General features: G+C 50.9%; 15 protein-coding genes. 4 read left to right on the forward strand and 11 right to left on the reverse strand.

Going from position 1 to position 24293, the window contains the following annotated elements:
• Positions 1 to 146: 146 nt before the first annotated feature.
• The 3 genes from purH (at position 147) to ACO6UY_RS02355 (ending at position 5709) form a co-directional block, all read left to right on the forward strand.
• Positions 147 to 1730: a bifunctional phosphoribosylaminoimidazolecarboxamide formyltransferase/IMP cyclohydrolase gene (purH, locus tag ACO6UY_RS02345; protein WP_422446322.1), complete on the forward strand. Its 1584-nt coding sequence runs from the start codon at positions 147 to 149 to the stop codon at positions 1728 to 1730.
• Positions 1731 to 1814: 84 nt separating this feature from the next.
• Positions 1815 to 3095: a phosphoribosylamine--glycine ligase gene (gene purD, locus ACO6UY_RS02350; RefSeq protein ID WP_422446325.1), complete on the forward strand. Its 1281-nt coding sequence runs from the start codon at positions 1815 to 1817 to the stop codon at positions 3093 to 3095.
• 250 nt (positions 3096 to 3345) lie between these two features.
• Positions 3346 to 5709, forward strand: coding sequence for a hybrid sensor histidine kinase/response regulator (locus tag ACO6UY_RS02355; RefSeq protein WP_422446327.1), 2364 nt, complete (start codon positions 3346 to 3348; stop codon positions 5707 to 5709).
• Here the strand turns inward: ACO6UY_RS02355 and hemE are convergent.
• From hemE to ACO6UY_RS02405, 10 genes are all read right to left on the reverse strand, one after another.
• Positions 5694 to 6764 (reverse strand): uroporphyrinogen decarboxylase, encoded by a 1071-nt coding sequence (gene hemE / locus ACO6UY_RS02360; protein ID WP_422446329.1) that lies wholly within the window; start codon positions 6762 to 6764, stop codon positions 5694 to 5696. The two genes, ACO6UY_RS02355 and hemE, sit on opposite strands and share 16 nt — an antisense overlap.
• Before the next feature lie 114 nt (positions 6765 to 6878).
• The gene (locus tag ACO6UY_RS02365) at positions 6879 to 8339 is read right to left on the reverse strand and encodes an FAD-dependent oxidoreductase (protein ID WP_422461106.1); all 1461 of its coding nucleotides are present in this window, start codon (positions 8337 to 8339) and stop codon (positions 6879 to 6881) included.
• A 69-nt stretch (positions 8340 to 8408) separates the two neighbouring features.
• On the reverse strand, positions 8409 to 12866 hold the full coding sequence (gltB, locus tag ACO6UY_RS02370; RefSeq protein WP_422461104.1) for a glutamate synthase large subunit: 4458 nt from the start codon (positions 12864 to 12866) through the stop codon (positions 8409 to 8411).
• Between the two features lie 511 nt (positions 12867 to 13377).
• On the reverse strand, positions 13378 to 14457 hold the full coding sequence (aroB, locus tag ACO6UY_RS02375; RefSeq protein ID WP_422446335.1) for a 3-dehydroquinate synthase: 1080 nt from the start codon (positions 14455 to 14457) through the stop codon (positions 13378 to 13380).
• 14 nt (positions 14458 to 14471) lie between these two features.
• Positions 14472 to 14993, reverse strand: a complete 522-nt coding sequence (gene aroK / locus ACO6UY_RS02380; protein WP_101745020.1) for a shikimate kinase AroK — start codon at positions 14991 to 14993, stop codon at positions 14472 to 14474.
• A 126-nt stretch (positions 14994 to 15119) separates the two neighbouring features.
• Positions 15120 to 17162, reverse strand: coding sequence for a type IV pilus secretin PilQ (locus ACO6UY_RS02385; RefSeq protein ID WP_422446337.1), 2043 nt, complete (start codon positions 17160 to 17162; stop codon positions 15120 to 15122).
• Between the two features lie 254 nt (positions 17163 to 17416).
• Complete coding sequence (locus tag ACO6UY_RS02390; protein WP_422446339.1) at positions 17417 to 17950, reverse strand: pilus assembly protein PilP; 534 nt, start codon at positions 17948 to 17950, stop codon at positions 17417 to 17419.
• Positions 17947 to 18558, reverse strand: a complete 612-nt coding sequence (locus ACO6UY_RS02395; protein WP_422446341.1) for a type 4a pilus biogenesis protein PilO — start codon at positions 18556 to 18558, stop codon at positions 17947 to 17949. Before ACO6UY_RS02395 ends, ACO6UY_RS02390 begins: the two co-directional genes overlap by 4 nt.
• A complete protein-coding gene (locus tag ACO6UY_RS02400) occupies positions 18555 to 19118 on the reverse strand; it encodes a PilN domain-containing protein (RefSeq protein ID WP_422461094.1) in 564 nt (187 codons plus the stop codon). The genes ACO6UY_RS02395 and ACO6UY_RS02400 overlap by 4 nt, the downstream gene beginning before the upstream one ends.
• The gene (locus tag ACO6UY_RS02405; protein WP_422461092.1) at positions 19118 to 20182 is read right to left on the reverse strand and encodes a pilus assembly protein PilM; all 1065 of its coding nucleotides are present in this window, start codon (positions 20180 to 20182) and stop codon (positions 19118 to 19120) included. Before ACO6UY_RS02405 ends, ACO6UY_RS02400 begins: the two co-directional genes overlap by 1 nt.
• 299 nt (positions 20183 to 20481) lie before the next feature.
• Here ACO6UY_RS02405 and ACO6UY_RS02410 point away from each other — a divergent pair, with 299 nt between their 5' ends.
• On the forward strand, positions 20482 to 22953 hold the full coding sequence (locus tag ACO6UY_RS02410) for a penicillin-binding protein 1A (RefSeq protein ID WP_422488940.1): 2472 nt from the start codon (positions 20482 to 20484) through the stop codon (positions 22951 to 22953).
• A 6-nt stretch (positions 22954 to 22959) separates the two neighbouring features.
• Here ACO6UY_RS02410 and ACO6UY_RS02415 read toward each other — a convergent pair whose 3' ends face one another.
• The gene (locus tag ACO6UY_RS02415; RefSeq protein ID WP_422446349.1) at positions 22960 to 24216 is read right to left on the reverse strand and encodes a malic enzyme-like NAD(P)-binding protein; all 1257 of its coding nucleotides are present in this window, start codon (positions 24214 to 24216) and stop codon (positions 22960 to 22962) included.
• Between the last annotated feature and the right edge of the window lie 77 nt (positions 24217 to 24293).

The raw sequence follows: 24293 nt of genomic DNA on the forward strand, positions 1-24293 counted from the left end.
CAATCTAATCAGTAGTTTCTGGACCAAGGACACTACTGATTTCCCCTTTATTCCCTCTCCCCCTGCCAATAGCCACCATTTCCAGCTAAAATCTGCCAGAATTTTTATTCCAACTATCTATTCCAACAAACGGTGAGTGAGAAACGATGGCAGTCACGACACGCCCGATTCGCCGGGCTCTGATTAGCGTTTCCGACAAAACAGGAATTGTTGAGTTCGCCCGGACACTGCAACAGCATTCGGTTGAAATTCTGTCCACAGGCGGAACTTATGCACTGCTGGTTGAGAACGATATTCCTGCCATTGAGATTTCTGACTATACCGGCTTCCCGGAAATGATGGACGGCAGGGTGAAAACCCTCCACCCCAAGGTTCATGGTGGCATTCTGGGCCGCAGCGGCCAGGATGAATCCGTCATGGACCAGTATGGCATCCAGCCTATCGACCTGGTTGTGGTCAACCTCTACCCCTTCGAGCAAACCATTGCCCGCCCTGACTGCGATCTGGCCACCGCCATTGAGAACATCGATATTGGCGGCCCGACCATGGTTCGGGCCGCCGCCAAGAACTACCGCGATACCACCATTGTGGTGAACGCCAGTGATTACCAGTGCGTACTGGACAGCCTGGCTGACAATAATGGCTTGATTGATCTGACCACCCGCTTTGATCTGGCCGTGAAGGCATTTGAGCATACAGCCGGCTACGATGGTGCCATTGCCAACTACATGGGCACCGCCATTAACAGCGATGACGATGAGCCGGAAGCTTTCCCACGCACTTTCAACAGCCAGTTTATTAAAGTAGAAGATCTGCGCTACGGTGAAAACCCGCACCAGAAAGCCGCCTTCTACACAGAAAAGAACCCGCCTGAAGGCACGGTTTCCAGCGCCAGACAACTGCAAGGCAAAGCGCTTTCCTACAACAATATTGCCGATACCGATGCAGCCCTGGAATGCGTTAAAGCGTTTGATCTGCCAGCCTGTGTTATCGTCAAACACGCCAACCCCTGCGGTGTGGCAACCGGCACAGATATTCTTGAAGCCTACAACCGCGCTTACGAAACCGATCCAACCTCTGCCTTCGGCGGCATTATCGCCTTTAACCGCAAGCTGGATATGACCACAGCCCGTACTATTATTGAGCGCCAGTTTGTGGAAGTCATTATCGCTCCCGAAATGGACGCTGAAGCGGCCGCCACTCTTCAGAATAAGCAGAACATTCGGGTATTAACCGCTGGCCAACTGGCAGCTGAGCCAACTCCTTTGCCGGATTTCAAGCGTGTCAATGGCGGCCTGCTGGTTCAGGATTCCGATATCCGTATTATTGATCCTTCTGATCTGAAAGTGGTGACGGATCGCGCCCCGACCGAGCAGGAAATGGCCGACCTTCAGTTCGCCTGGAAGGTCGCGAAATTTGTGAAGTCCAATGCCATTGTCTATGCCAGGCACTCACAGACAATCGGTATCGGCGCAGGCCAGATGAGCCGTGTTTACAGTGCCCGCATTGCCGGCATCAAGGCAGCGGATGAAGGGCTGGAAGTTCGTGGTTCCGTGATGGCATCCGATGCCTTCTTCCCATTCCGGGACGGTATTGACGCCGCAGCCAGTGCAGGTATTACTGCGGTCATCCAGCCCGGTGGCTCCATGCGAGACCAGGAAGTGATTGACGCCGCCAACCAGGCAGGCATAGCCATGGTATTTACCGGCGTTCGGCATTTCCGCCATTGAGAAAAATTTTCCCCAGCAGAAATCACAAAAAGAAAACCTTTGTGCACTCCGTGGTCTCTGTGGTTCAAAAAAAGGACATCCTTTATGAAAGTACTGATCATCGGAAATGGCGGGCGGGAGCATGCCCTGGCATGGAAAGCGGCTCAAGACGACAATGTTACACAAGTGTTTGTCGCTCCCGGTAATGCTGGCACCGCCTCTGAAAACAAAGTATCCAACGTTGCTATCGATGTGCTGGATATCACCAGACTGGTTGAATTTGCCCAGTCAGAAAACATTGACCTGACCATTGTCGGCCCGGAAGCACCATTGGTGGCGGGCGTTGTTGACCAGTTTGAACAAGCAGGTCTGGCGATATTTGGTCCGTCACAGGCAGCGGCCCAGCTGGAAGGCTCCAAGGCATTCACCAAAGATTTTCTTGCCCGCCATAATATCCCCACCGCCGCCTACCAGAACTTCACAGAGATTGAACCCGCTAAAGCCTACGTCAAACAACAGGGTACACCTATTGTGGTGAAAGCTGATGGACTTGCTGCCGGTAAAGGCGTGATTCTCGCCCAGACGGAGCAGGAAGCTTTTGCTGCTATTGACGACATGCTGGCTGGCAATGCTTTTGGTGAAGCCGGTCACCGTGTGGTGATTGAAGAGTTTCTTACCGGCGAAGAAGCCAGTTTTATCGTCATGGTGGACGGCAAAAACATTCTCCCCATGGCCACCAGCCAGGATCACAAAGCCCGTGACAATGACGATAAAGGCCCGAATACCGGCGGTATGGGTGCATATTCTCCTGCGCCTGTGGTGACGCCGACAATTCATGACCGAGCCATGAAGGAAGTCATCATCCCAACGGTACAGGGCATGGCCAGCGAAGGCATGCCATACCGGGGCTTCCTCTACGCCGGATTAATGATTGATGCTGATGGCACCCCCAAAGTACTGGAATACAACTGTCGTTTTGGTGACCCGGAAACCCAACCCATCCTGATGCGCCTGAAGTCCAGCCTGGTAGAACTGTGCCTGGCCGGTACCCGTGGTGAGCTGGATCAGGTTGAGATTGAGTGGGACAGCCGCACTGCCCTTGGCGTGGTCATGGCAGCCGGTGGTTACCCGGAAGCCTACCGCAAGGGTGATGAAATCACGGGCATCGATAATATCATCAATGCCAAAGTCTTCCAGGCCGGAACCCGTGTTGAAGAGGGCAAAACCCTGACCAATGGCGGCCGGGTACTCTGTGTGACCGCCCTGGGCGAGACCGTGAAGGAAGCTCAACAGCAGGCCTATAACGCGGTCACAACCATTGACTGGAAAGACGTCTACTATCGTACAGACATCGGCCATAGAGCCATCGTCCGGGAAGAGGCATAGTTACAGAGGTCAGGCAAAAGACTTTTAACCACAGAGAACACAAAGCCCACAAAGAAAGATAAAACTTCTTATCTTTTTTCTTCGTGAGCTTTGTGTTCTCTGCAGTTTAAAAAAAGCCTTTCACTTTGTCATACTTCAGGAAAATCCCCTGAATTTCCTGTTCTTGCGTAAACCGTCGACTGATTCACTGTCCAACCAGTCAGTTTTCAGTATAATTCTGCAATAAATACGAAAAACGGAATTTTCAACAGTGTTTTATCAAGCCTTTACACGGCAAAAATGGACATTCGCACTGCTATTTATTTTATCGTTTACTTTCTCCGCCCTGAATGCATCTGCGAATGTCGACATTAATCAATCATCCTACTTACTCCAGCCTGGAGCGAGTACAGAGTTCTATATTGACGACACTAGACAACTATCCATCAATGCGCTGGTTGAGGGAGCGTTCAAATACCGCTTTGCCCCATGGCAGCCTAACTTACTCCGCACCGAAGAACAGCAACAAAACCTCTGGTTACGCTTTCCTGTTACCAACCATACGTCAGAAGTAGTGCATCCCATCCTGTCTGTGGATTATCAGCAGCAGGAACTGCCGACCCTTTATCTCACATACGTCAGCGCTGCCACTGGCAAGACTGTCGTTAAACCACTGCCACTGGATCAGGTCAACACCACGAGCTTTACGCTGCTGCCAGCTCAGTCCGCAATGATATACCTTAAAGCACCGTTTCATCCTGAACTGAGCAATAGTCTGAAACTGGGTAGCTTTGATCAGTTGATCAAACAGCAGTGGTATAAACACTGGCAAACCGGATTAATCAGCGGTCTGTTGATATCAATGATTCTTGCCAATGCCTGGCTTTTCCTGTCGATAAAACAGCCATCAAAAACTTCAAACAGCCTCTCACCTTCTAATCACCGTCGTATTTTTCATCTACTGCTGGCTTCAGGTGCTATCTTTGCACTCATTTTTATGGCTTCCTGGCAGGGCTATCTGAGCACCTGGTTTTACATACCCATCACCGCAGAAGCCTGGCTCTACAAATTATCACTGCTGTTAATCAGCCTGACCTTCTGTCAGCTGGCCATAAACCTCTTTGGCTATCATAGGCCACTGCTTATCCGTTTCTTTAATATTTTCTCGTTTATTTACCTGGTATCAGCCCTCTGGTTGCCACTAAGCGACAGTAGTATGTTAAATACTCATCTGCTGGTACTGACGCTGATCGGTAATGCCTGCTTCTGCCTGTCTTTTTGGCTGGTAAAACCCCATCGCCTCTATATATCACCCTGGTTGCTGGTCCCCCTCGTCATCAGTCAATGTATTTTCGCCCTGAACCAAACCGGTGCATTGGGGATATCTTCCAGAAACACGACCTGGCTACTGATTCAAACATTGGCTTTAACACTCGGCTTCCTGTCGCTGTCAGGGAGAGTCAACAGAAAAGTGATCAACAGGGAAAAATTTTCGGATAGCGTCCGACAACGGGATGAGCTGGACGAAGAGACCATGAAATCGCTGGGCCATGAAATGCGAACGCCACTGAATGGTGTGATGGGCATGTCAGAGCTGTTACTGAGTACACCATTGACCCCGAAGCAGGAAGACTACGTGCAAACACTTCGCTACGCGGGTTATGAACTGGGCAACCTGGTCAATCTACTGGCCTCCAGCATTAAGGCTCAAAACCAGGAAATAACGTCGGACACACGACTGGTTGATATACACAACACAGTGGATGAGCTGATTCATCATTTCCAGTATCGTGCGGAACAGCAGAATATTGAAATTATCTGCTTCGTTGATGAAAGCATGTCCGCCGAATGTCATATCGAAGGCTATCGGGTCTCATTGATTCTGGAAGCATTTCTGTTCTATGGGCTGAGCCAGGCTGAAACGGGAGAGGTTGCACTTTCTATTCAGAGAGATGCTGCCGGTAAACTGCTGTTTGAGTTCAGTTTCAAAAACCCTGCCGGTAGCAGCATTGCAGAAAAACATTTATCCGGTGAGCACTCTTTATCCGAGATAAAAGCAGAGACAGTCATGAGGCTGAATCTATACCTTGCAACTCGTCTTATACGACAGCTTGGAGGAAAGGTCAGTAAACGGGCCAATATCCTCTCATTTACTTTGCCCTGCTCCTGTGGAGAAGAGAATAAGCAACCCAGACAAGATGAAATACCTCAGCAAAACCAGTATGAAAATATGCGGGTACTGATTGCTGATGACAGTGCAACCTGTCGTAAAGTGCTCCGCCAGCAATGTCATCTATTGGGTATTTCGGTGATCGAAGCAGAAGATGGCCCGGAAGCCCTTGCCATGATTCGTAACGAAGCTTACCTGAACCGGGCATTTGATATCATTATTCTTGACCACCAGATGCCCGGGCTGAAAGGTTTACAGGTCGCAGAACGAATCAATGACGACCCGGGTATTGACCCATTGCCAGCCATTATTATGCTGACCGGGGTCAGTAACCCTCCCAGTAAGCACCAGTCCAGCAAACTGGGTATCAGCTCAATTCTCACCAAGCCGGTTACCCGGTTTACCGTACAAAGCGCCCTGATAAAGGCCCTTAACAGCAGGCAACAGCGTTATACGGAAGCATGATATTGGGCAGACAGTTCATGTACGGCATTCACAAAGGCACCCGCCTTTTCCGGCTCAACATATTGGTGAATGCCATGCCCCAGATTGAACACATGGCCATTGCCTGTGCCAAATTTTTCCAGAACGGTTGCCACTTCCCGGCGAATACGTTCCGGTGATGCATAAAGCGCTGATGGGTCCATATTGCCCTGTAACGCCACCCGGTTACCTACCCTCTGTCGTGCTTCACCCATATCGGTTGTCCAGTCCAACCCCAGGGCATCGGCACCGGTATCGGCCATCGCTTCAAGCCACTGCCCACCATTTTTGGTAAAGAGAATAACCGGCACTTTTCTGCCTTCATTTTCCCGCTTCAGGCCTTTCACAATCCTGTCCATATAGTGCAGTGAGAAGTCACGATAGTTCTGTGAACTGAGCACCCCACCCCAGGTATCAAAAATCTGCACCGCCTGGGCACCCGCTTCTATCTGGGCATTCAGGTAGCTGGTCACTGACTCGGCAAGCACGCTCAACACTTGCTTCAGCAGTTCTGGCTGATCAAACATCATCGCTTTTATACGACGAAAGTCTTTGCTACTGCCACCTTCAATCATATAGGTTGCCAGTGTCCAGGGGCTGCCGGAAAAACCAATCAGCGGCACCCGACCATTGAGTTCACGCCGAATGGTTCTCACCGCATCCATCACATAACCCAGGTCTTTTTCCGGGTCTGGCACGGTCAGCGCTGCAACATCAGCGGCATTACGAACCGGCTTTTTGAGCTTCGGCCCTTCACCGGCTGAAAAATAAAGCCCAAGACCCATGGCATCGGGAATCGTGAGAATATCGGAAAAGAGAATCGCCGCATCCAGCGGGAATCGTTCCAATGGCTGCAAAGTTACTTCACAGGCAAGCTCTGCGTTCTTGCACAGGGCCATAAAGTCACCGGCACGGGCCCTGGTTTCCCGGTATTCCGGTAAATAACGGCCGGCCTGGCGCATCATCCAGACGGGAGTTACATCAACTGGCTCCCTGAGCAAAGCTCGAAGAAAGCGGTCATTTTTCAATGGAGTCATAAAAGTCCCGATACCAGCGTTGCCTGAACCATCAGTATTCCAGGCTGTAGAAAAAACAGGGGCGCTTCCGGATTGGAAAAACGCCCCTACATTATCGTAAAAAAGAGTGATTAATCAGACATCCAGGTAATCAAGAATACCATCTGCTGCCTGACGACCTTCCCAGATGGCGGTGACCACCAAATCTGACCCACGAACCATATCACCACCAGCAAACACCTGCGGGTTACTGGTCTGGAATTTGTACCTGGCTTTTTCCGGGGCCACCACCCGGCCACCTTCATCAATCTGAATATCGTGCTGTTCAAACCAGTCAGCCGGGCTCGGGCGAAAACCAAAGGCCACCAGAACCACATCCGCTTCCAGTATCTGGTCACTGCCTTCTACTACCTGTGGACGGCGACGACCATTGTCATCCGGTTCGCCAAGTTCAGTGGTTACCAGACGGATGCCCTCTACCTTGCCATCACCAACAATTTCTACCGGCTGGCGGTTAAACAGGAAGTTCACACCTTCCTGTCTGGCATTGGCCACTTCCCGGCGGGAGCCCGGCATATTCTCTTCATCACGACGATAGGCACAGGTAACCGACCTGGCTCCCTGCCGAATCGCCGTGCGGTTACAGTCCATGGCGGTATCACCACCACCCAGTACCACCACCCGCTTGCCCTTCATATCAATAAAGTCTGCCGGATCCTGTTCAAAGCCGAGGTTACGGTTCACATTGGAGATCAGGTAAGGCAGCGCATCATGGACACCTTCAAGATCTTCACCCGGGAAGCCGCCTTTCATATAGGTGTAAGTTCCCATGCCCATGAATACCGCATCATACTCCTCAAGCAGCTTCTCCATGGTGATGTCTTTACCGATTTCCGTGTTCAGCTGAAACTCAATCCCCATTTCAGTAAACACTTCACGACGACGGCTCATAACGTGCTTTTCCAGCTTGAACTCTGGAATACCGAAGGTCAACAAGCCACCGATTTCCGGGTTTTTATCAAACACCACCGGCGTCACACCATTGCGTACCAGTACATCGGCACAGCCCAGACCTGCCGGTCCGGCACCGATGATGGCCACTTTTTTATCGGTCCAGGACACCTTGGACATATCCGGACGCCAGCCGAGCGCCAGCGCCGTGTCGGTAATGTATTTCTCGGTAGACCCGATGGTTACCGCACCAAAGCCGTCATTCAGTGTACAGGCACCTTCACAGAGGCGATCCTGTGGACAAACCCGGCCGCACACTTCTGGCAGTGTATTGGTCTGGTGTGACAGGTCTGCCGCTTCAAAAAGACGACCTTCAGAGACCAGTTTCAACCAATCCGGAATGTAGTTGTGTACCGGACACTTCCATTCACAGTATGGGTTACCACAGGAAAGGCAACGATGCGCCTGATTTTTTACCTGCCGCTCATCAAACGGTTGGTAGATTTCCACAAATTCTGTTTTGCGCTGACGCAGGCTTTTCTTATCCGGGTCATGACGACCGACATCAACAAACTGAAAGTTGTTATTCAGCCTTCTTTCTTTCTGGCTCAGGCTGCTGCCATTTTTTAATGGTATCTGTGACATTTCGCTGACCTCACAAAGCTGTTCGTAGATTCAATACCTGTTCGTTTGCCCCCCCTGCGGACACCCTGATTACTCAGGGCTACCGTGGGTACTGGCCAGCAAGGTATCGAGACTGGCAGCTTTTGGCTTCACCAGCCAGAAACGACCACTGTAGTCATAAAAGTCTTCAATCAGCTCCTGCCCCCAGGTACTGCCGGTCTCGGCAACATAGTCTTCCAGGACACTCAGCAGGTGTGATTGATAAGGCTCCATGGCTTCATTATCAATGCGATGTATATCCACTAATTCATGGTTATAACGATCAACAAAACTTCTTTCCAGATCCAGCACGTAGGCAAAACCACCGGTCATGCCCGCACCGAAGTTATGACCCGCCCGGCCCAGTACAGTCACCAGACCACCGGTCATGTATTCACAACAGTGGTCGCCTGCGCCTTCCACCACAACATTGGCACCAGAGTTACGAACACCAAGACGTTCACCTGCACGACCCGCTGCGTACAATGTTCCACCGGTGGCACCATAGAGACAGGTGTTACCAATGATAGAGGTTTCATGGGTGACAAAACTGCTGCCAACCGGCGGGTAGATCACCAGCTTACCGCCGGTCATGCCCTTACCCACATAGTCGTTGGCATCCCCTTCCAGGCGCATCTCCAGACCACCCGCGTTCCAGACACCAAAGCTCTGCCCTGCGGAACCGGTCAGATTCAGCTTCAGGGGGTTATCCGCCATGCCCTGGTTACCGTAACGTTTGGCAATCTCACCGGATAGACGGGCACCGATGGAGCGATCACAGTTGCCAACCGTAAAACTGAACTCACCACCTTCTCCGTTTTCGATGATATCCATCGTCTGGCGGACCATCTCTTCCGCCAACTCACCTTTGTCGTAGGGTGGGTTACGATCTACCTGACAGGTCATGGGCTTATCCGCAGGCACATCGGCACTGCCGAGAATCGGGGACAGGTCCAGGTTCTGCTGCTTTTCCGTCAGGCCCGGCAAAATCTCCAGCAACTCAGTGCGGCCGACCACCTCTTCAAGGGTTCTGGCACCCAGCAAGGCCAGCCACTCACGCACTTCTTCAGCAACAAAGGTGAAGAAGTTCATAACCATTTCAACATCACCCTTGAAGTGCTCTTCCCGGAGTGACTTATCCTGAGTCGCCACACCGGTAGCGCAGTTATTCAGATGACAGATACGCAGGTATTTACAACCCATGGCAATCATCGGTGTAGTACCAAAACCAAAACTTTCCGCACCGAGAATGGCCGCCTTGACCACATCAAGACCGGTCTTGAGACCACCATCCGTCTGCAGGCGAACCTTACCACGCAGATCATTGCCACGCAGCGTTTGATGGGCTTCACTCAGGCCCAGCTCCCACGGTGAACCGGCATAACGGATAGACGTCAGAGGACTTGCAGCAGTACCGCCATCATAACCGGAGATGGTGATCAGATCCGCATACGCCTTGGCAACGCCTGCTGCAATAGTACCGACGCCAGGTTCAGATACCAGCTTGACGGAAACCAGCGCCTCGGGATTCACCTGTTTAAGGTCATAAATCAGCTGAGCCAGATCCTCGATGGAATAGATATCATGGTGCGGTGGCGGTGAAATAAGGGTAACACCCGGCACAGAGTAGCGCAGACGGGCAATCAGCTCATTTACCTTGCCACCGGGCAACTGACCACCTTCGCCGGGCTTGGCCCCCTGGGCAACCTTGATCTGCAGGACTTCGGCATTCACCAGGTAGTGAGGGGTTACGCCAAAACGACCCGAGGCAATCTGTTTGATTTTGGACATACGATTGGTGCCGAAGCGGGCTTCATCTTCACCACCTTCACCGGAGTTGGAGCGACCACCAAGACGGTTCATCGCTTCCGCCAGAGCTTCATGAGCTTCCGGGGACAAAGCACCAAGACTCATGGCCGCAGAGTCAAACCGGCGCACGATATCGCCAACAGATTCAACCTCATCCACCGCCAGTGCCTGATCATTGCGCTTGAGACCCAGCAGGTCACGCAAAGTAGCCACTGGACGCTGGTTGACCAGTTCGGCGTACTTCCGGTACTCCTGATAGTCGCCGGTTTTAACGGCAACCTGTAACTGTTGCACCACATCCGGGTTGAAAGCGTGGTACTCACTGTCGTGTACATACTTCAACAGGCCGCCCTGCTGAATCGGCTTACGGGCTTTCCAGGCCGTTTCAGCCAGCAGACCCAGTTCATAATGGAAGTCTTCGAAACGGGCTCCCTGAATACGGCTTTGAACACCGCAGAAGCACAGATCGACAATCTCTCTGGCAAGACCCACGGCTTCAAACAGCTGCGCTCCCCGATAGGAGGCAATGGTCGAGATTCCCATTTTGGAAAGGATTTTCATCAGCCCTTTGCCGATGCCTTTACGGTAAGCCTTGTACGCTTCCCGGGGATCGGTCATTACCTCACCGGAGCGAATCTGGTCATTGATGATTTCATAGGCCAGATAAGGGTATACGGCGGTGGCACCAAACCCGATCAGTACTGCAAACTGGTGGGAATCACGGGCAGACGCGGTTTCAACAATAATATTCGACTCAGAACGCAGGCCTTTGCCAATCAACCGGTGATGCACGGCACCCGTCGCCATGGCCGCTGGCACTGGCAGCAGTCCCTGATCGATATGGCGGTCAGAAAGGCAGATTAATACCTTGCCGGATTGCACCGCTTGTTCCGCCTGGTCACAGATATTCAACACCGCCTGCTCAAGACCAATAGACGGGTCGTAAGTCAGGTTGATGGTGGCTGTCTCAAAGGACTTATGCTGATGACGAACACTCATCAGGTCCAGGAATTTCGCAGTGGACAGTACGGGTGACTTGAGAATGACCCGGGCAGCGTGTTCCGGTGTTTCTTCAAACAGGTTCAGCTCACGACCCAGGCAGGTTTCCAGCGACATGACAATCGCTTCACGCAGTGGATCAATGGGCGGGTTGGTTACCTGGGCAAACTGCTGGCGGAAGTAGTCATAAACCGTTCGAGTTCTGCCAGAGAGCACGGCCATTGGTGTATCGTCGCCCATAGAACCCACCGCTTCCTGGCCAGACTCCACCAGTGGACGGATCACCTGATCACGTTCCTCAAAGGTGACCATAAACATCTTCTGATAGACGTTTAGCTGCTCAGGAGACAGGTGGTCAACCTTGTAATCATCTTCACTGAAGTGGGAACGGATACGATAGGCGTTCTGCTTCAGCCACTTTTTATAGGGCTGGCGGACTTTCAGTTTGTCATCGATATCATGGGCCTGGTGCAGTTCGCCTGTTTCGGTATCAATCGCCAGAACTTCTCCCGGCCCAACCCGGCCTTTGGCAACCACATCTTCAGGCTTATAGCCATGGACGCCAACTTCTGAAGCCACGGTCAAATAACCGTTTCTGGTAATAACCCAGCGTGACGGGCGCAGGCCATTTCGGTCCAGGGCACAGACGGCGTTGCGGCCATCGGTAATAACCAGGCCGGCAGGGCCATCCCAGGGCTCCATATGCATGGAACTGTATTCATAGAATGCCCTGAGGTCCGGATCCATGGTGTCGACATTTTGCCATGCGGGCGGAACCAGCATGCGAATGGCACGGTAGAGATCCACACCACCCGCGACCAGCACCTCCATCATATTATCCAGGCTGGATGAGTCAGAGCCGGTGCGATTCACCAGAGGAGAAATATCATCAAGCGTTGGCAGCAACGGTGACTGGAACTTCTGACGACGGGCCTCTGCCCAGTTACGGTTACCGGTGATGGTATTGATTTCACCGTTGTGAGCCAGCATGCGGAATGGCTGGGCCAGCTGCCAGCGCGGCATGGTATTGGTAGAAAACCGCTGATGGAATACACAGATGGCGGTTTCAAAGCGGGTATCACCAAGGTCCGGATAAAATGTCGGCAGGTCCACCGGCATCATCAAACCTTTATAAGTAATGACCCTGGGCGACAGTGAGCAGATATAGTAATCCTGGTCTTCCACCATCGCCATATTGGTGTAACGGCGGGCCATGTAGAGCCTGGCATTAAACTCTTTCTCGTCAAGCTCACCTTCGGGGGTAACAAAAATCTGTTCAATGCCTGGTAACAGATCTTTGGCGATGGGGCCCAGGCAGTCAACATTAACAGGAACCTGGCGCCAGCCTACCACGTTGAGGCGCTGCTTCTGTAACTCTTTCTCAAGCGTTTTTTTGCCTTTTTTCGCCCGGGCCTTGTCCGTGTTGAGAAAGACCATCCCTACGGCATATTGGCCGGGCAGCTCGCAGCCAAACTTTTCTTTCGCAACCGTTCGGAAAAAAGTATCCGGTGTTTGAATCAACAAACCACAACCGTCGCCTGTTTTACCGTCGGCAGCAATACCGCCACGGTGAGTCATACAGGTCAGTGCTTCAATCGCCGTTTTCAGAAGGTGGTGACTTTTCTTACCTTCCATCTGGGCAATCAGCCCGAAACCACAGTTATCCCGAAACTCCCCGGGATTATACAGACCTGCTTTCATAGGCACTTTCTCTACCAACCTCATCAACCCATTATTTTTCTGGCTCGCCTCGCCTTAACCAAAAGTCATCCCGACTTTCCCGGAGCCCGCTTCCACCTTGAAGTTGACTCCTATCCGGAAGGCTTCATGTTCCACTTTCTGAATCAGGCGAATACACATCGTTTAAACATCTTTGGCGTACCACCGGCACACTACCCTGTAGAGCCATAACTATTTTGTAACCGGTTTTGTAACCCGTGTGCTTTCTGCCTCTGGTAACAGGACTTCCCGCCATAATTATGCAGCTTAGGTGCATAAAACCAAATCTGGCTTATGGCCACTTGGCAGGCAAAACGGCTCGCCATTTTACACGGCTGTCACTGCAATCACAAATGACCCGCATCAATGCAAGTAGAAACCGTAATAATAGATTGATATATCGAAGCTTTTTACAGCAAATTCACACAATCAGGAATAGTTATGACTAATGGAGTGAGAGCTGGAGAGTACGCTCCAGCCATTGAGAAAGTATTCAGGAACAGAACTGCTCAAGGCAGTCCATTAAATGTTGATGGCTAAAACCATCCGTCACCACAGCATGACCAACAGAGTCCAGAAGCACCAGCCGCAACTGGCCATCCAGCACTTTTTTATCCACTGCCATTAGCTCAAGAAAGCGATCCGGGTTGATACCAGAAGGAGGCATCACCGGCAGGATGGCACGCTCAAGCAAATATATAAGCCCATCGACGTCTTCTCTGGATATATGGCCTTCCCGGCAGGAAAGATCAGCCGCCATCACCATACCAGCAGCCACCGCTTCACCGTGCAGCCAGGAGCCATAACCGGTATGAGTTTCTATTGCGTGACCAAAGGTGTGCCCAAGATTGAGAATGGCACGAATACCGGACTCAGTCTCATCCGCCTCGACCACTCTGGCCTTGTCCTGACAGGATTGATGGATTGCGTAGGAAAGCGCCTCCGGATCACGATCCAGCAAACGCCCAATGTTTTCCTGCAACCACTGATAAAACGGTTGATCGCAAATCAAACCATATTTGATTACTTCTGCCAGTCCTGCTGATAGCTCCCGGTCAGGTAATGTGTTCAGTGTCAGCGTATCGATAATGACGGCATTGGGCTGATAGAAGGCACCGATCATGTTTTTACCCAGGGCATGGTTGACCCCGGTCTTTCCTCCTACTGAGGAATCAACCTGGGAGAGCAGTGTCGTTGGTACCTGAATAAAATCCACCCCCCGCTGATAGCAGGCCGCAGCAAAACCGGTCATATCCCCAATAACACCGCCACCCAACGCCAGCAACGTTGTTTTGCGGGTATGCCGTTCCTGCAACAGCTGATCGAAAATAAGGTTGAGTGTTTCGAGGTTTTTATACTGCTCACCATCCGGCAAAGTGATGACCGTCAAATCATAATTTGCCAGGGTGCGCTTAATGAGATCCAGGTAGAATGGGGCGATCGTCTCGTTGGTGACAATGGCAACACGCCGACCTTTAATGTAAGACTGGAAATGCTCAGCGTCTGACAAAAGATCGGAGCCGATAAAAATGGGATAGCTTCTATCTCCCAGATCGACTTTAAGTTCCAGCATGGTAGATGACTCCCTCACTGTTTTCCCAAACCAACCGTTTGAATGATTTTTTTTATAACTTGCCGGGGTGACATGGTGGCCGTGTCCAGAACAAGGTCTGCGATCGACCGATACAGTGGGTCACGCTCTTCAAGCAACCTGGTCAGAACCTCTGCACGGTCTGCCCGTTGCAACAATGGCCGTCGTTTGTCTTTTTCCGTTCTCTGCAATTGAATTGCTACCGGGGTACTCAAATAAACCACAAACCCATTGGTGCTCAACTGCCGTCTGTTTTCCAATCGGCCAACAGCCCCCCCACCGGTTGCCATGACGACGCCTTTCTGAGTGCAAATATCTTCGATGACCTGGGTTTCCCTGTCCCGAAACCCCAGCTCGCCTTCAACATCGAAAATCCAGGGAATATCCGCGCCACTGCGTTCTTCAATCACATGATCCGAGTCAAGAAAGGGTCGAGCCAGCTCTTTTGCCAGCATCCTGCCAATGGTACTTTTGCCTGCCCCCATGGGACCAATAAGATAGATATTTGTTAATGGCATGCTCTTTGCCAGCCTGACTTCCTGCCTGTGTGCAGCGAGCGTAGCGCATCGTAAGCAGTGATGACAACAAAAAACGGGAGCCAAGGCTCCCGTCAGAGATTTTAAAGCCGACTATATGCCAGCAGTTTAACGCAATGAAACACCTTCAGTAATAATTCTGGGCGTTATAAAGACCAGAAGTTCTTCTTTATCATCACTCTCTGTTTTATTGCGGAACAAACCACCAACCAGGGGAATATCGCCCAGGACTGGTACTTTGATAACACCTTGTTTCTTACTCTGCTTAAAGACACCACCAAGAACGACTGTTTCACCATCTTCAACCAGAACCTGGGTAGTAATCTCATTGGTGGAAATAATTGGAACGTTATTGGATGCCTGATCAGTGGTATCGTCATTATTGATCTTGATATCCATAATAACTCGACCATCCGGGGTAATCTGAGGTGTCACTTCCAGCCCCAGCACTGCATCCTTGAACGCAACGGAAGTGGCCCCACTGGAGGTTTTCTCTTCGTACGGAATTTCTTTACCTGATTTGATTATCGCCGTTTTCTTATCGGCGGTAATGACTTTTGGCTGTGAAATGACTTCACCGCCACCATCACTCAACAGCGCAGACAGCTCAAGGTTCAAAATCGTGCCACCATTGGTGGAGAAGCCGATAGCAATAGCACTTGAAGCCCCTCCCGTTACACTCAGGTCAGTAAAGACATCATCATCCTGCCCACCACCAATCGAGAGATCCCTGTTATCGCCCTTGATCGCATCATTTTTTGACCCACTCCACTTAACACCCAGTTCTTCCTGGAAGTTGGAGCTGAGTGTCACGATACGAGCCTCAATCATCACCTGCCGAATCGGAATATCCAGCTGATCGATCAAAGCTCTTAATTCATCCAGCTTGGCCTGCGTATCCTTGATCAACAGACTATTGGTTCTTGCCACCACCTGAACCGAACCCCTCTCTGTCAGCAGGCTGGCACCTTCTGCGCCTTTCAGTACCGTGGCAATTTCTTCAGCGTCGGCGTAATTAATCTGAACCAGATCAGTATATACCGGGGCTAACTCACGAATCTGCTTTTCGTTCTCCAGCTGCTCACGTTCACGTGCAGCAATTTCCGCTGCCGGCGCCACGGTAAGAACATTGCCTTCCAAACGCTTGTCGAGCCCTTTAGCCTTAAGCACAATATCAAGCGCCTGATCCCAGGGAACATTTTGCAGTCGCAGGGTTACATTACCCCCAACCGTATCCGATGCCACCAGATTCAGATCGGTAAAATCAGCGATCAACTGAAGCACCGCCCGGACTTCAATATCCTGAAAGTTTAACGACAGTTTGTCACCTTTATAGGAGAGCCCTGCTTTTCGTCTACTACGATCTTTAGGGTCTGGAGCCTTGACACTGACAGTCAGCAGATTGTCTGTCTGATAGGCCAGATACTCAAACTCTCCCTTGGGCTCTATGGTAATAATGCTGTTACCATCCTCAACAGCGGCATCAATAAACTTGATCGGTGTAGCAAAGTCGATAACATCCAGGCGATTTCTCAGGTTCTGTGGCAATACATTGCCCTGAAACTCCAGACGGATACGCCCCCCCTGCTCATTCATATCCATCGGAATCCTGGCGTCGGACAGGGCGATGATAACCTCGCCCTCACCATCATCACCTCGCTGGAAATCAATATCGGTAATACCTCTTCGCATTTCCGGGACTTGATAGGATGACTGGCTCCGCTGAGGTAACTCCCTTTGCACCGCCGTGGTGCTGTTATTCTCGCCAAGGTAAATGCTGAGCGTCCTGCCATCAGTCTGGGTGCTGAAGCGGGTAGGCTGCTGAAGATTAATAACCAGGCGGGTTCTGTCTCCGGCCTCAAGCACAGTCACACTCTTGGCATTATTAAAACCAATCTCATTGTACTTGGGGAGTTCACTGCGGGTAAAAGGCAGGTCTATGGAAATCCGGGGAGGCTTCTCAATGCTGTAGCCATGAGCCACCGGTGCCGCGCCATCAAAGCTCAAACGTATCTCAACCATCTCACCCGGCAATGCCGCTGAATCCATATTTTTCAGGGTGACACCCCACGCGGAAATAGGCAACATGGCCAGCAACGTATACAGAAGCCCTCGGACAGCCCTGGCCTGCAACAGGGGACTAATATTCATCTAACTTACCTATTTCAGAATTAGAATTGTTTTTTTCATCGGCATCACTGTTAAATAATCCAGCCCATTCCGCCACTATGGCCCAAAACCATACCCGCTCATGCTGAAGCATCCCCCAGATAAAAAAAGCCGTCCATCCCTGAATACAGTTGACTAACTCAACACAGCCAGCCGCGCACTGTCAACCGCTCAGGGTGTGACAGCAGCATCCTTGCTGGAAATATGATGATTAATTCACAATAAAGGAAATAAAATCACTGATTATTAAAATTAACGCGGAGAACTCTTGGTCGCTCAATCCAGTAACCTGGACCAGCAGGAACTATCTCGGTCACACGCAACTCCTGGTCATCGAGGTAAGTGATACGACCATGGTTACGCCCCATGAAATCACCCACACGAACCCGATGAACACCGTCAGAGCCACGCACCAGCCCCCAGAATCCTTCGTCGTTACTGATAGAGCCTACCAAACGAAACGAGTCCAGTTCAAACTGTTCCAGGTACTGCTTAACACGGTGTGGGTCTGGCTTGATGTTGCTATTGAGCTGTTCCTTAGTCAGTTCAATTTTCACCGGCTGCTTAAAAGGACTGCGCAAGGCAGATGCCTGATAAGTAAACGCCTCATAAGGCCTGAACTTGGGCAATGGCTCAATATTACCCGTAGGACGGGCCCTCATCTCAGCCATATAGTCATCAATATCCTGATACCCACGGCCACCATCCAGACATCCGGAAAGAATCAGCGCAGCACCGGCAACAAAGACAAGTTGAAGCAGCTTCATCATAGCCCCCCCTGATCATTGTAGCGGTAAGTTTTTGCAAGGATGTTCATGGTTAACTGACCATTCTTGCCCGGGCGAATCTCAAAATCATGCAGGGTAACTATTCGCGAAAGACTGGCGACACCACTGACGAAGTTACCCAGATCATGGTATGTGCCGGTCACGCCAATACTGATTGGCAGCTCTATATAAAAGTGGCTGACATTTTCATCCTGAAGTTTTATTTCTTCGATCTGAAGACCTGCTCCACGCCCGGTAAAGGTAATGTCTTCAAGCAGCCCGGGCACCTCTGTATCACTGGGCAGCTGTTTCACCAGTGCACCAAACGAGTTTTCCATTTCCGTCATCTGTTCGCGGTAGGCCTGCAGGTTGGCCGACTGGAACGCCCTGATTCGATACTGCTCCCGTAAATCCTGCTCTTTACTGGCAGCAGCATCATACCGCTTCTGCAAACCGGTCAGGTGAAACTGATAACCAAGCCCCAGCACTAACGCCAGAGTCAGAATACAGACAAAGACCCTGGCTCCCAGAGGCCATGAACCGATGTTATCGAAATCAATGTCATTCAGATCAAGCTCATTCAGCTTTTGTATTGAATCTGTAAGGTTCATAGTCCCCCCTTGGCCTGAGTGGGGTTGATCTGCTTAACCGTTAGATCAAACTCATTCCAGCGCTGGCTGTTAGCCGCTACTTTCCTGACCGCTGTCAGATTTGGCTCAGCAAACCATTCAGAGTTATCGAAGTTTCTCATCAAGGCAGAGATACGATTATTGGACTCGGCAACCCCGACCAGCGACAGACGATCTCCCTCCAGGGTTATCTGCTTGAAATAAACCCCCTCAGGAACCACATGTGCGACCTGGTCAAATATGCGAACAATCACAGGGCGGTTGCCCTGCAGGTTTTGAATGACCTGCATCCTCTCCAGCAGTTGTTCTTTCTTGGTTCTCAGGTCCTTGATTTCACTGATCCGCTGATTAAGCTGCGTAATTTCATTCTGCAGATACTGGTTACGGCTCTGCTGCTGACTGATGTTATTGCTGATATAAAGATCACCGACAAAGACCAGGCCAATACCAACCAGCACCGTTATCGCCCAGAGGGCAATGAAACGCTGTTTGCGCTCTTTCCTGAGTTCTTCACGCCAGGGTAAAAGGTTAATTCTTGCCATCAGTCGAAACTCCTCATGGCAAGGCCACAGGCGATCATCAGCGCCGGGGCCTCAGTGGCCAGTTGGTCCTTATCCACTTTCCCAGCCATGGACATTCCGGCAAAAGGATTTGCCAGCCTGGTCGGGACCCCCAGTTTGTCCTGAATCATTTCCGCCATACCCGGGATTGATGCGGATCCTCCTACCAGGGCAATTGCATCCACATCATTGAACTGGCTGGATGAATAAAAGAATTGCAATGAACGTGATACCTGCTGAACCACCGTTTCACGAAAGGGCTCCAGAACTTCAGGTTCATAATCATCAGGCAGTCCCCCTTTACACTTGGCTTTCTCTGCTTCTTCAGGGGTGAGCCCGTAACGGCGCTGAACCTCATCAGTCAACTGCCGTCCACCGAATAACTGCTCACGGGTGTATACGGTTTTACCACGGCTGATCACATTCAGTGTGGTTTTCGTGGCGCCAATATCGACGATAGCCAGCACCGGATCCTGATCTGGCAGGTCAAGCTGGCCATCAATCAATTCGCACGCCCGCTCCATGGCAAAGGCTTCGACATCAACAACCCTGGCCGTTAATCCACCAAGTCGAAGTGCCTCTTCGCGCATTTCAACATTGTCACGACGGCAGGCTGCCAGCAAAACTTCAACCCGCTCGGGATTTTTTTCGTTCAGACCCTGAACTTCAAAGTCGATGGCCACTTCATCCATGGCGTAAGGAATATACTGGTCAGCCTCAACAGAAATCTGGGTTTCCATCTCATCTTCACTGAGGGAAGCATCCATATCGATGGTTTTGGTGATAACGGCAGCGCCTGACACCGCAACGGCGGCGTTTTTCAGGCCAGTTCTGGATTGGGAGAGAGCTCTTGCAACGGCTTCACCAATGACATCAACTTCATGAATATTATTTTCAACCACGGCTCCTGGCGGAAGGGGCTCAACACAGAAAGCTTCCACTCGGTAAACACTGCCTTTCAGCCCTAACTCAATGACTTTGACAGATGTCGAGCTTATATCCACCCCTAACACGGCATTTGATTTTTTCTTCAGCAGCCCAAACACTGGTGCAATCCTTGATTATTAGTTATAAGATCAACGGCCTTAATTTAATAACAGTCTGTATACTTTCGCAATTACAGTCGCCATTCAGCCAACTCTAAACACTGGATTTTTAAGGAAGATCCTTCGGCAACCCAAGACGGTGTCGCGTACAGGAAAACCACATTTTCAGCTGATGGCCATTTCACCATATAATACTCAGTCACGAACGGCTGTCAGGACGACTCTTGTTATGACAAGACAGTTCAAAGATGTCACAACTTCAGCCGGTGGCCTTCGCTTAATCAGGATGCCCTAACAGCATGAAACGGTCGGTTAAACTTCTTAAATTCCTGCTCTGGTCACTAGTAACAGTAGCCAGTGGAATTCTGCTTGTCAGTGCCAGTGCCTATTTATACCTCAGTCCTTCGCTACCTTCTGTGGAGTCCTTGCGAGACGCCAAATTACAGACACCTCTGCGAGTTTACTCTCAAGATAATCTTCTCATTGCCGAGTTCGGCGAAAAACGCCGGTCCCCCATTCAGTTTGAAGACGCCCCCATACACCTGATCAAAGCCTTTATGGCTGCCGAAGACGACCGTTTTTATTACCATCCCGGCGTTGACATCATGGGCCTGATGAGGGCCGCTGTGCAACTGGTCAGCACCGGCAGCATTCAGTCCGGTGGCAGTACCATAACAATGCAGGTGGCCAAGAACTTCTTCCTGAGCCACGAGCGGGTATTTTCGCGAAAATTCAATGAAATCCTACTCGCTTTGCAAATAGAACAGCAACTGTCCAAGGATGAAATCTTTGAACTCTATCTCAATAAAATTTACCTGGGAAACCGCTCTTATGGTGTCGAGGCCGCCGCACAGGTTTACTATGGCAAAGCCATCGATGAGTTGAATCTGGCCCAGATTGCCATGATTGCCGGTTTACCAAAAGCACCTTCCCGCTATAACCCGATCAATGACCCCAAACGGGCCCTGATCCGACGGGACTGGATCCTGGGAAGAATGAAAGATCTTGGCTACGTCACCCATGAAGAATATAGCAACGCCGTCAGCCAGCCGGTTACTGCCCGCTATCATGGCGCAAAAATCGAACTTGAAGCGCCTTATATCGCCGAGATGGTTCGACAGCAAATGGTTGAGCAATACGGTCTGGATGCCTACACCGAAGGTTTTAAAGTCTACACCACCACCAGCAGCGAGCTGCAAAATGCGGCCAACCTTTCGGTAGCCCAGGGGTTAATGGCCTACAACGAACGCCATGGTTACCAGGGCCCGGTCACCAACCTGTTTGATAATATTCCGGAAGAAGGCTGGCAGCAGCGCATCAATAAAACTCCATCGCCCGGTATTCTGTTACCCGCCATGGTCACCCGGGTTGGCGAGGAAAACGTTGAAATTGGTCTGAAAGACGGCAACAGCGGTAAAATCAGTTGGGAAAATCTGAGCTGGGCAAAGCCTTTTCTGACCGTAAACAGCGTTGGTCGTACACCTGAAACACCTGCGGATGTTGTGAGAATCGGAGACCAGATCTGGGTCAGGCTTACAGAAGATGGCAGTTATCGTCTGGCCCAGGAACCACAGGCACAGGCAGCCCTGATTTCCATGCACCCGGAAAATGGTGCAATTCTGGCTTTGGTGGGAGGGTACAACTTCTATGACAGCATGTATAACCGCGCCACGCAGGCCATTCGTCAGGCTGGGTCATCATTCAAACCCTTTGTTTATGCAGCGGCCATTGCTAACGGCATGACTGCGGCAACCATCGTCAATGATGCACCGATTGTCTTTGATGATGCCAACCTTGAAGATAGCTGGCGGCCCAATAATGACAATATGAAGTTCAATGGTCCCATGCGTCTGCGTGAAGGTCTCTATCGCTCCAGAAACCTGGTCTCTATCCGTGTTCTGCGTCAGATGGGTATCAGCAAAACCGTTAACTATCTTAAGCAGCTGGGTTTCAAGGAAGAGTCTTTAAGCCGTGATCTGTCACTTTCCCTGGGCAATGTTTCCATGACACCGCTGGAACTGGCTTCTGGCTATGCAGTTCTGGCCAATGGCGGTTTCCGCATTGAGCCCTGGTTTATCCAGCGAATTGAGACCAATGACGAACTTATTTTTGCCGCCAACGCAGCAATAGCCTGCAATGAAAGCTGTATCGCCAGCCTGAATCAAGACACCATGGAGGGTGAAGAAGAGAACCCTCTTCTCAGCGATCCAGAACTTGAGGAAATGCTGATTCAGGAAGACACTTTGCTCACTAAACCCGACGATCAGCCGGTAATCGCCCAATCCGTTATGTCACCCCGGGTGAACTACATCATGAACGACATCCTGAATGATGTCATCTGGAAAGGCACCGGCAGACGCGCCCGGGAATTAAAACGGCAGGATATCGCCGGTAAGACCGGAACCACCAATGACAGTAAAGATGCCTGGTTTGTTGGCTTTAACCCGGATGTCCTGACGGCCGTATGGGTGGGTATGGACGACTTTTCAACCCTCGGGCGCTGGGAATACGGAGCCAATGCAGCTCTGCCCATCTGGATTGACTATATGCACACCGCCCTGGAAGGCAAACCGGAACATAAACCGGCACAACCGGAGGGCATGATCACCCTGAAAATTTCACCAGAAACCGGACAGCTTGCACTGCCCGGAGATCCCAACGCTATTTTTGAAATTTTCCTCCAGGAAAACGCTCCGCAACAATACAGTGATGAAGGGCTGCCATCTCTTGGTGAGATGGACCATGAGTTTTCACCGGAAGATCTTTTTTGATATTGATCAAATATCCGCAACAGAGTTCAGAGGGTAATGGCCAGGGTATTCCGCCCTGGCAACGCCAGAGTCAACTGCGGCCTGAGCCACAGCGGCAGAAACCCTGCCAAGCAGTCGGGAATCCATAGGTTTGGGAATGATATAGTCCGGCCCAAAACTCAGCCTGACGCCATCGTACGCCTTCATTACCACTTCCGGGACAGGCTCTTTTGCCAGCTCCCGGATGGCATTCACGGCCGCAATTTTCATCGCTTCGTTAATGCGTGAAGCGCGGACATCCAACGCCCCCCGGAAGATAAACGGAAAGCCAAGGACATTATTGACCTGATTCGGATAATCTGAGCGCCCGGTAGCCATAATGACATCAGGACGAACCGCCTTAGCCAGCTCAGGACGAATCTCCGGGTCAGGATTGGCACAGGCAAAAACAATCGGGTTTTCAGCCATTTTCGCCAGCTGTTCCGGAGACAACAGGTTGGCACCGGAAACGCCAAGGAATGCATCCGCCCCATCAATGGCGTCATCCAGTGTGCGGCAGGGTGTTTCTACAGCAAACATCGCCTTATACTGGTTCAGATCATTCCGTTCTGAATGAATGACGCCCTTGCTGTCCAGCATGAGAATATTTTCTGGCTTGAAGCCGCAGCTGATCAGCAGTTTCACACAGGCAATGGCCGCCGAACCGGCCCCCAGGCAGACCAGTTTTGCCTCTTCAATATCCTTTCCGGCAATCTCAAGGGCATTAAGCATGGCCGCTGCCGTTACAATCGCGGTACCGTGCTGATCATCATGGAAAACCGGAATATCACAATCTTCAATCAGACGACGTTCAATTTCAAAACACTCAGGTGCTTTGATATCTTCCAGATTAATACCGCCAAAGGTACAGGCAATTCGCTTCACCGTATCAATAAACGCCTGCGGACTCTCAGATTCCACTTCAATATCGATCGAATTAACACCGGCAAAACGTTTAAACAGCAGAGCCTTGCCTTCCATAACCGGCTTACTGGCCAGTGCGCCCAGATTACCCAGACCAAGAATCGCTGAACCATTACTGATTACCGCAACCAGATTACCTTTGCCGGTATAACGGTAGACATCCTCTGGATTTTCGGCAACCGCCCGCACCGGCTCCGCGACACCCGGGCTATAGGCCAGTGAAAGATCCAGCGCGGTCTCTGCCGGCTTGGTAATTTCAATCGAAATTTTTCCAGGTTTTGGAAGAGCGTGATAATCAAGTGCAGCTTGCTTCTTTTCCATGAGTTTTTTACTGATATGGGGAGGAGGTTATATGAAGGCCCAGAATATATGATGGAAATGGGGGGAACAAGGTCAAT

This window comes from Endozoicomonas sp. ALE010 (genome assembly GCF_049310165.1).
Classification (GTDB): Bacteria; Pseudomonadota; Gammaproteobacteria; order Pseudomonadales; family Endozoicomonadaceae; genus Endozoicomonas.

Bases quoted from the DNA above. Each gene is read 5' to 3' on its own strand.
- purH (WP_422446322.1), top strand. From the start codon at position 147: ATGGCAGTCACGACACGCCCGATTCGCCGGGCTCTGATTAGCGTTTCC.
- purD (WP_422446325.1), top strand. From the start codon at position 1,815: ATGAAAGTACTGATCATCGGAAATGGCGGGCGGGAGCATGCCCTGGCA.
- hemE (WP_422446329.1), bottom strand. From the start codon at position 6,764: ATGACTCCATTGAAAAATGACCGCTTTCTTCGAGCTTTGCTCAGGGAG.
- ACO6UY_RS02365 (WP_422461106.1), bottom strand. From the start codon at position 8,339: ATGTCACAGATACCATTAAAAAATGGCAGCAGCCTGAGCCAGAAAGAA.
- gltB (WP_422461104.1), bottom strand. From the start codon at position 12,866: ATGAAAGCAGGTCTGTATAATCCCGGGGAGTTTCGGGATAACTGTGGT.
- aroB (WP_422446335.1), bottom strand. From the start codon at position 14,457: ATGCTGGAACTTAAAGTCGATCTGGGAGATAGAAGCTATCCCATTTTT.
- aroK (WP_101745020.1), bottom strand. From the start codon at position 14,993: ATGCCATTAACAAATATCTATCTTATTGGTCCCATGGGGGCAGGCAAA.
- ACO6UY_RS02385 (WP_422446337.1), bottom strand. From the start codon at position 17,162: ATGAATATTAGTCCCCTGTTGCAGGCCAGGGCTGTCCGAGGGCTTCTG.
- ACO6UY_RS02390 (WP_422446339.1), bottom strand. From the start codon at position 17,950: ATGATGAAGCTGCTTCAACTTGTCTTTGTTGCCGGTGCTGCGCTGATT.
- ACO6UY_RS02395 (WP_422446341.1), bottom strand. From the start codon at position 18,558: ATGAACCTTACAGATTCAATACAAAAGCTGAATGAGCTTGATCTGAAT.
- ACO6UY_RS02400 (WP_422461094.1), bottom strand. From the start codon at position 19,118: ATGGCAAGAATTAACCTTTTACCCTGGCGTGAAGAACTCAGGAAAGAG.
- ACO6UY_RS02410 (WP_422488940.1), top strand. From the start codon at position 20,482: ATGAAACGGTCGGTTAAACTTCTTAAATTCCTGCTCTGGTCACTAGTA.
- ACO6UY_RS02415 (WP_422446349.1), bottom strand. From the start codon at position 24,216: ATGGAAAAGAAGCAAGCTGCACTTGATTATCACGCTCTTCCAAAACCT.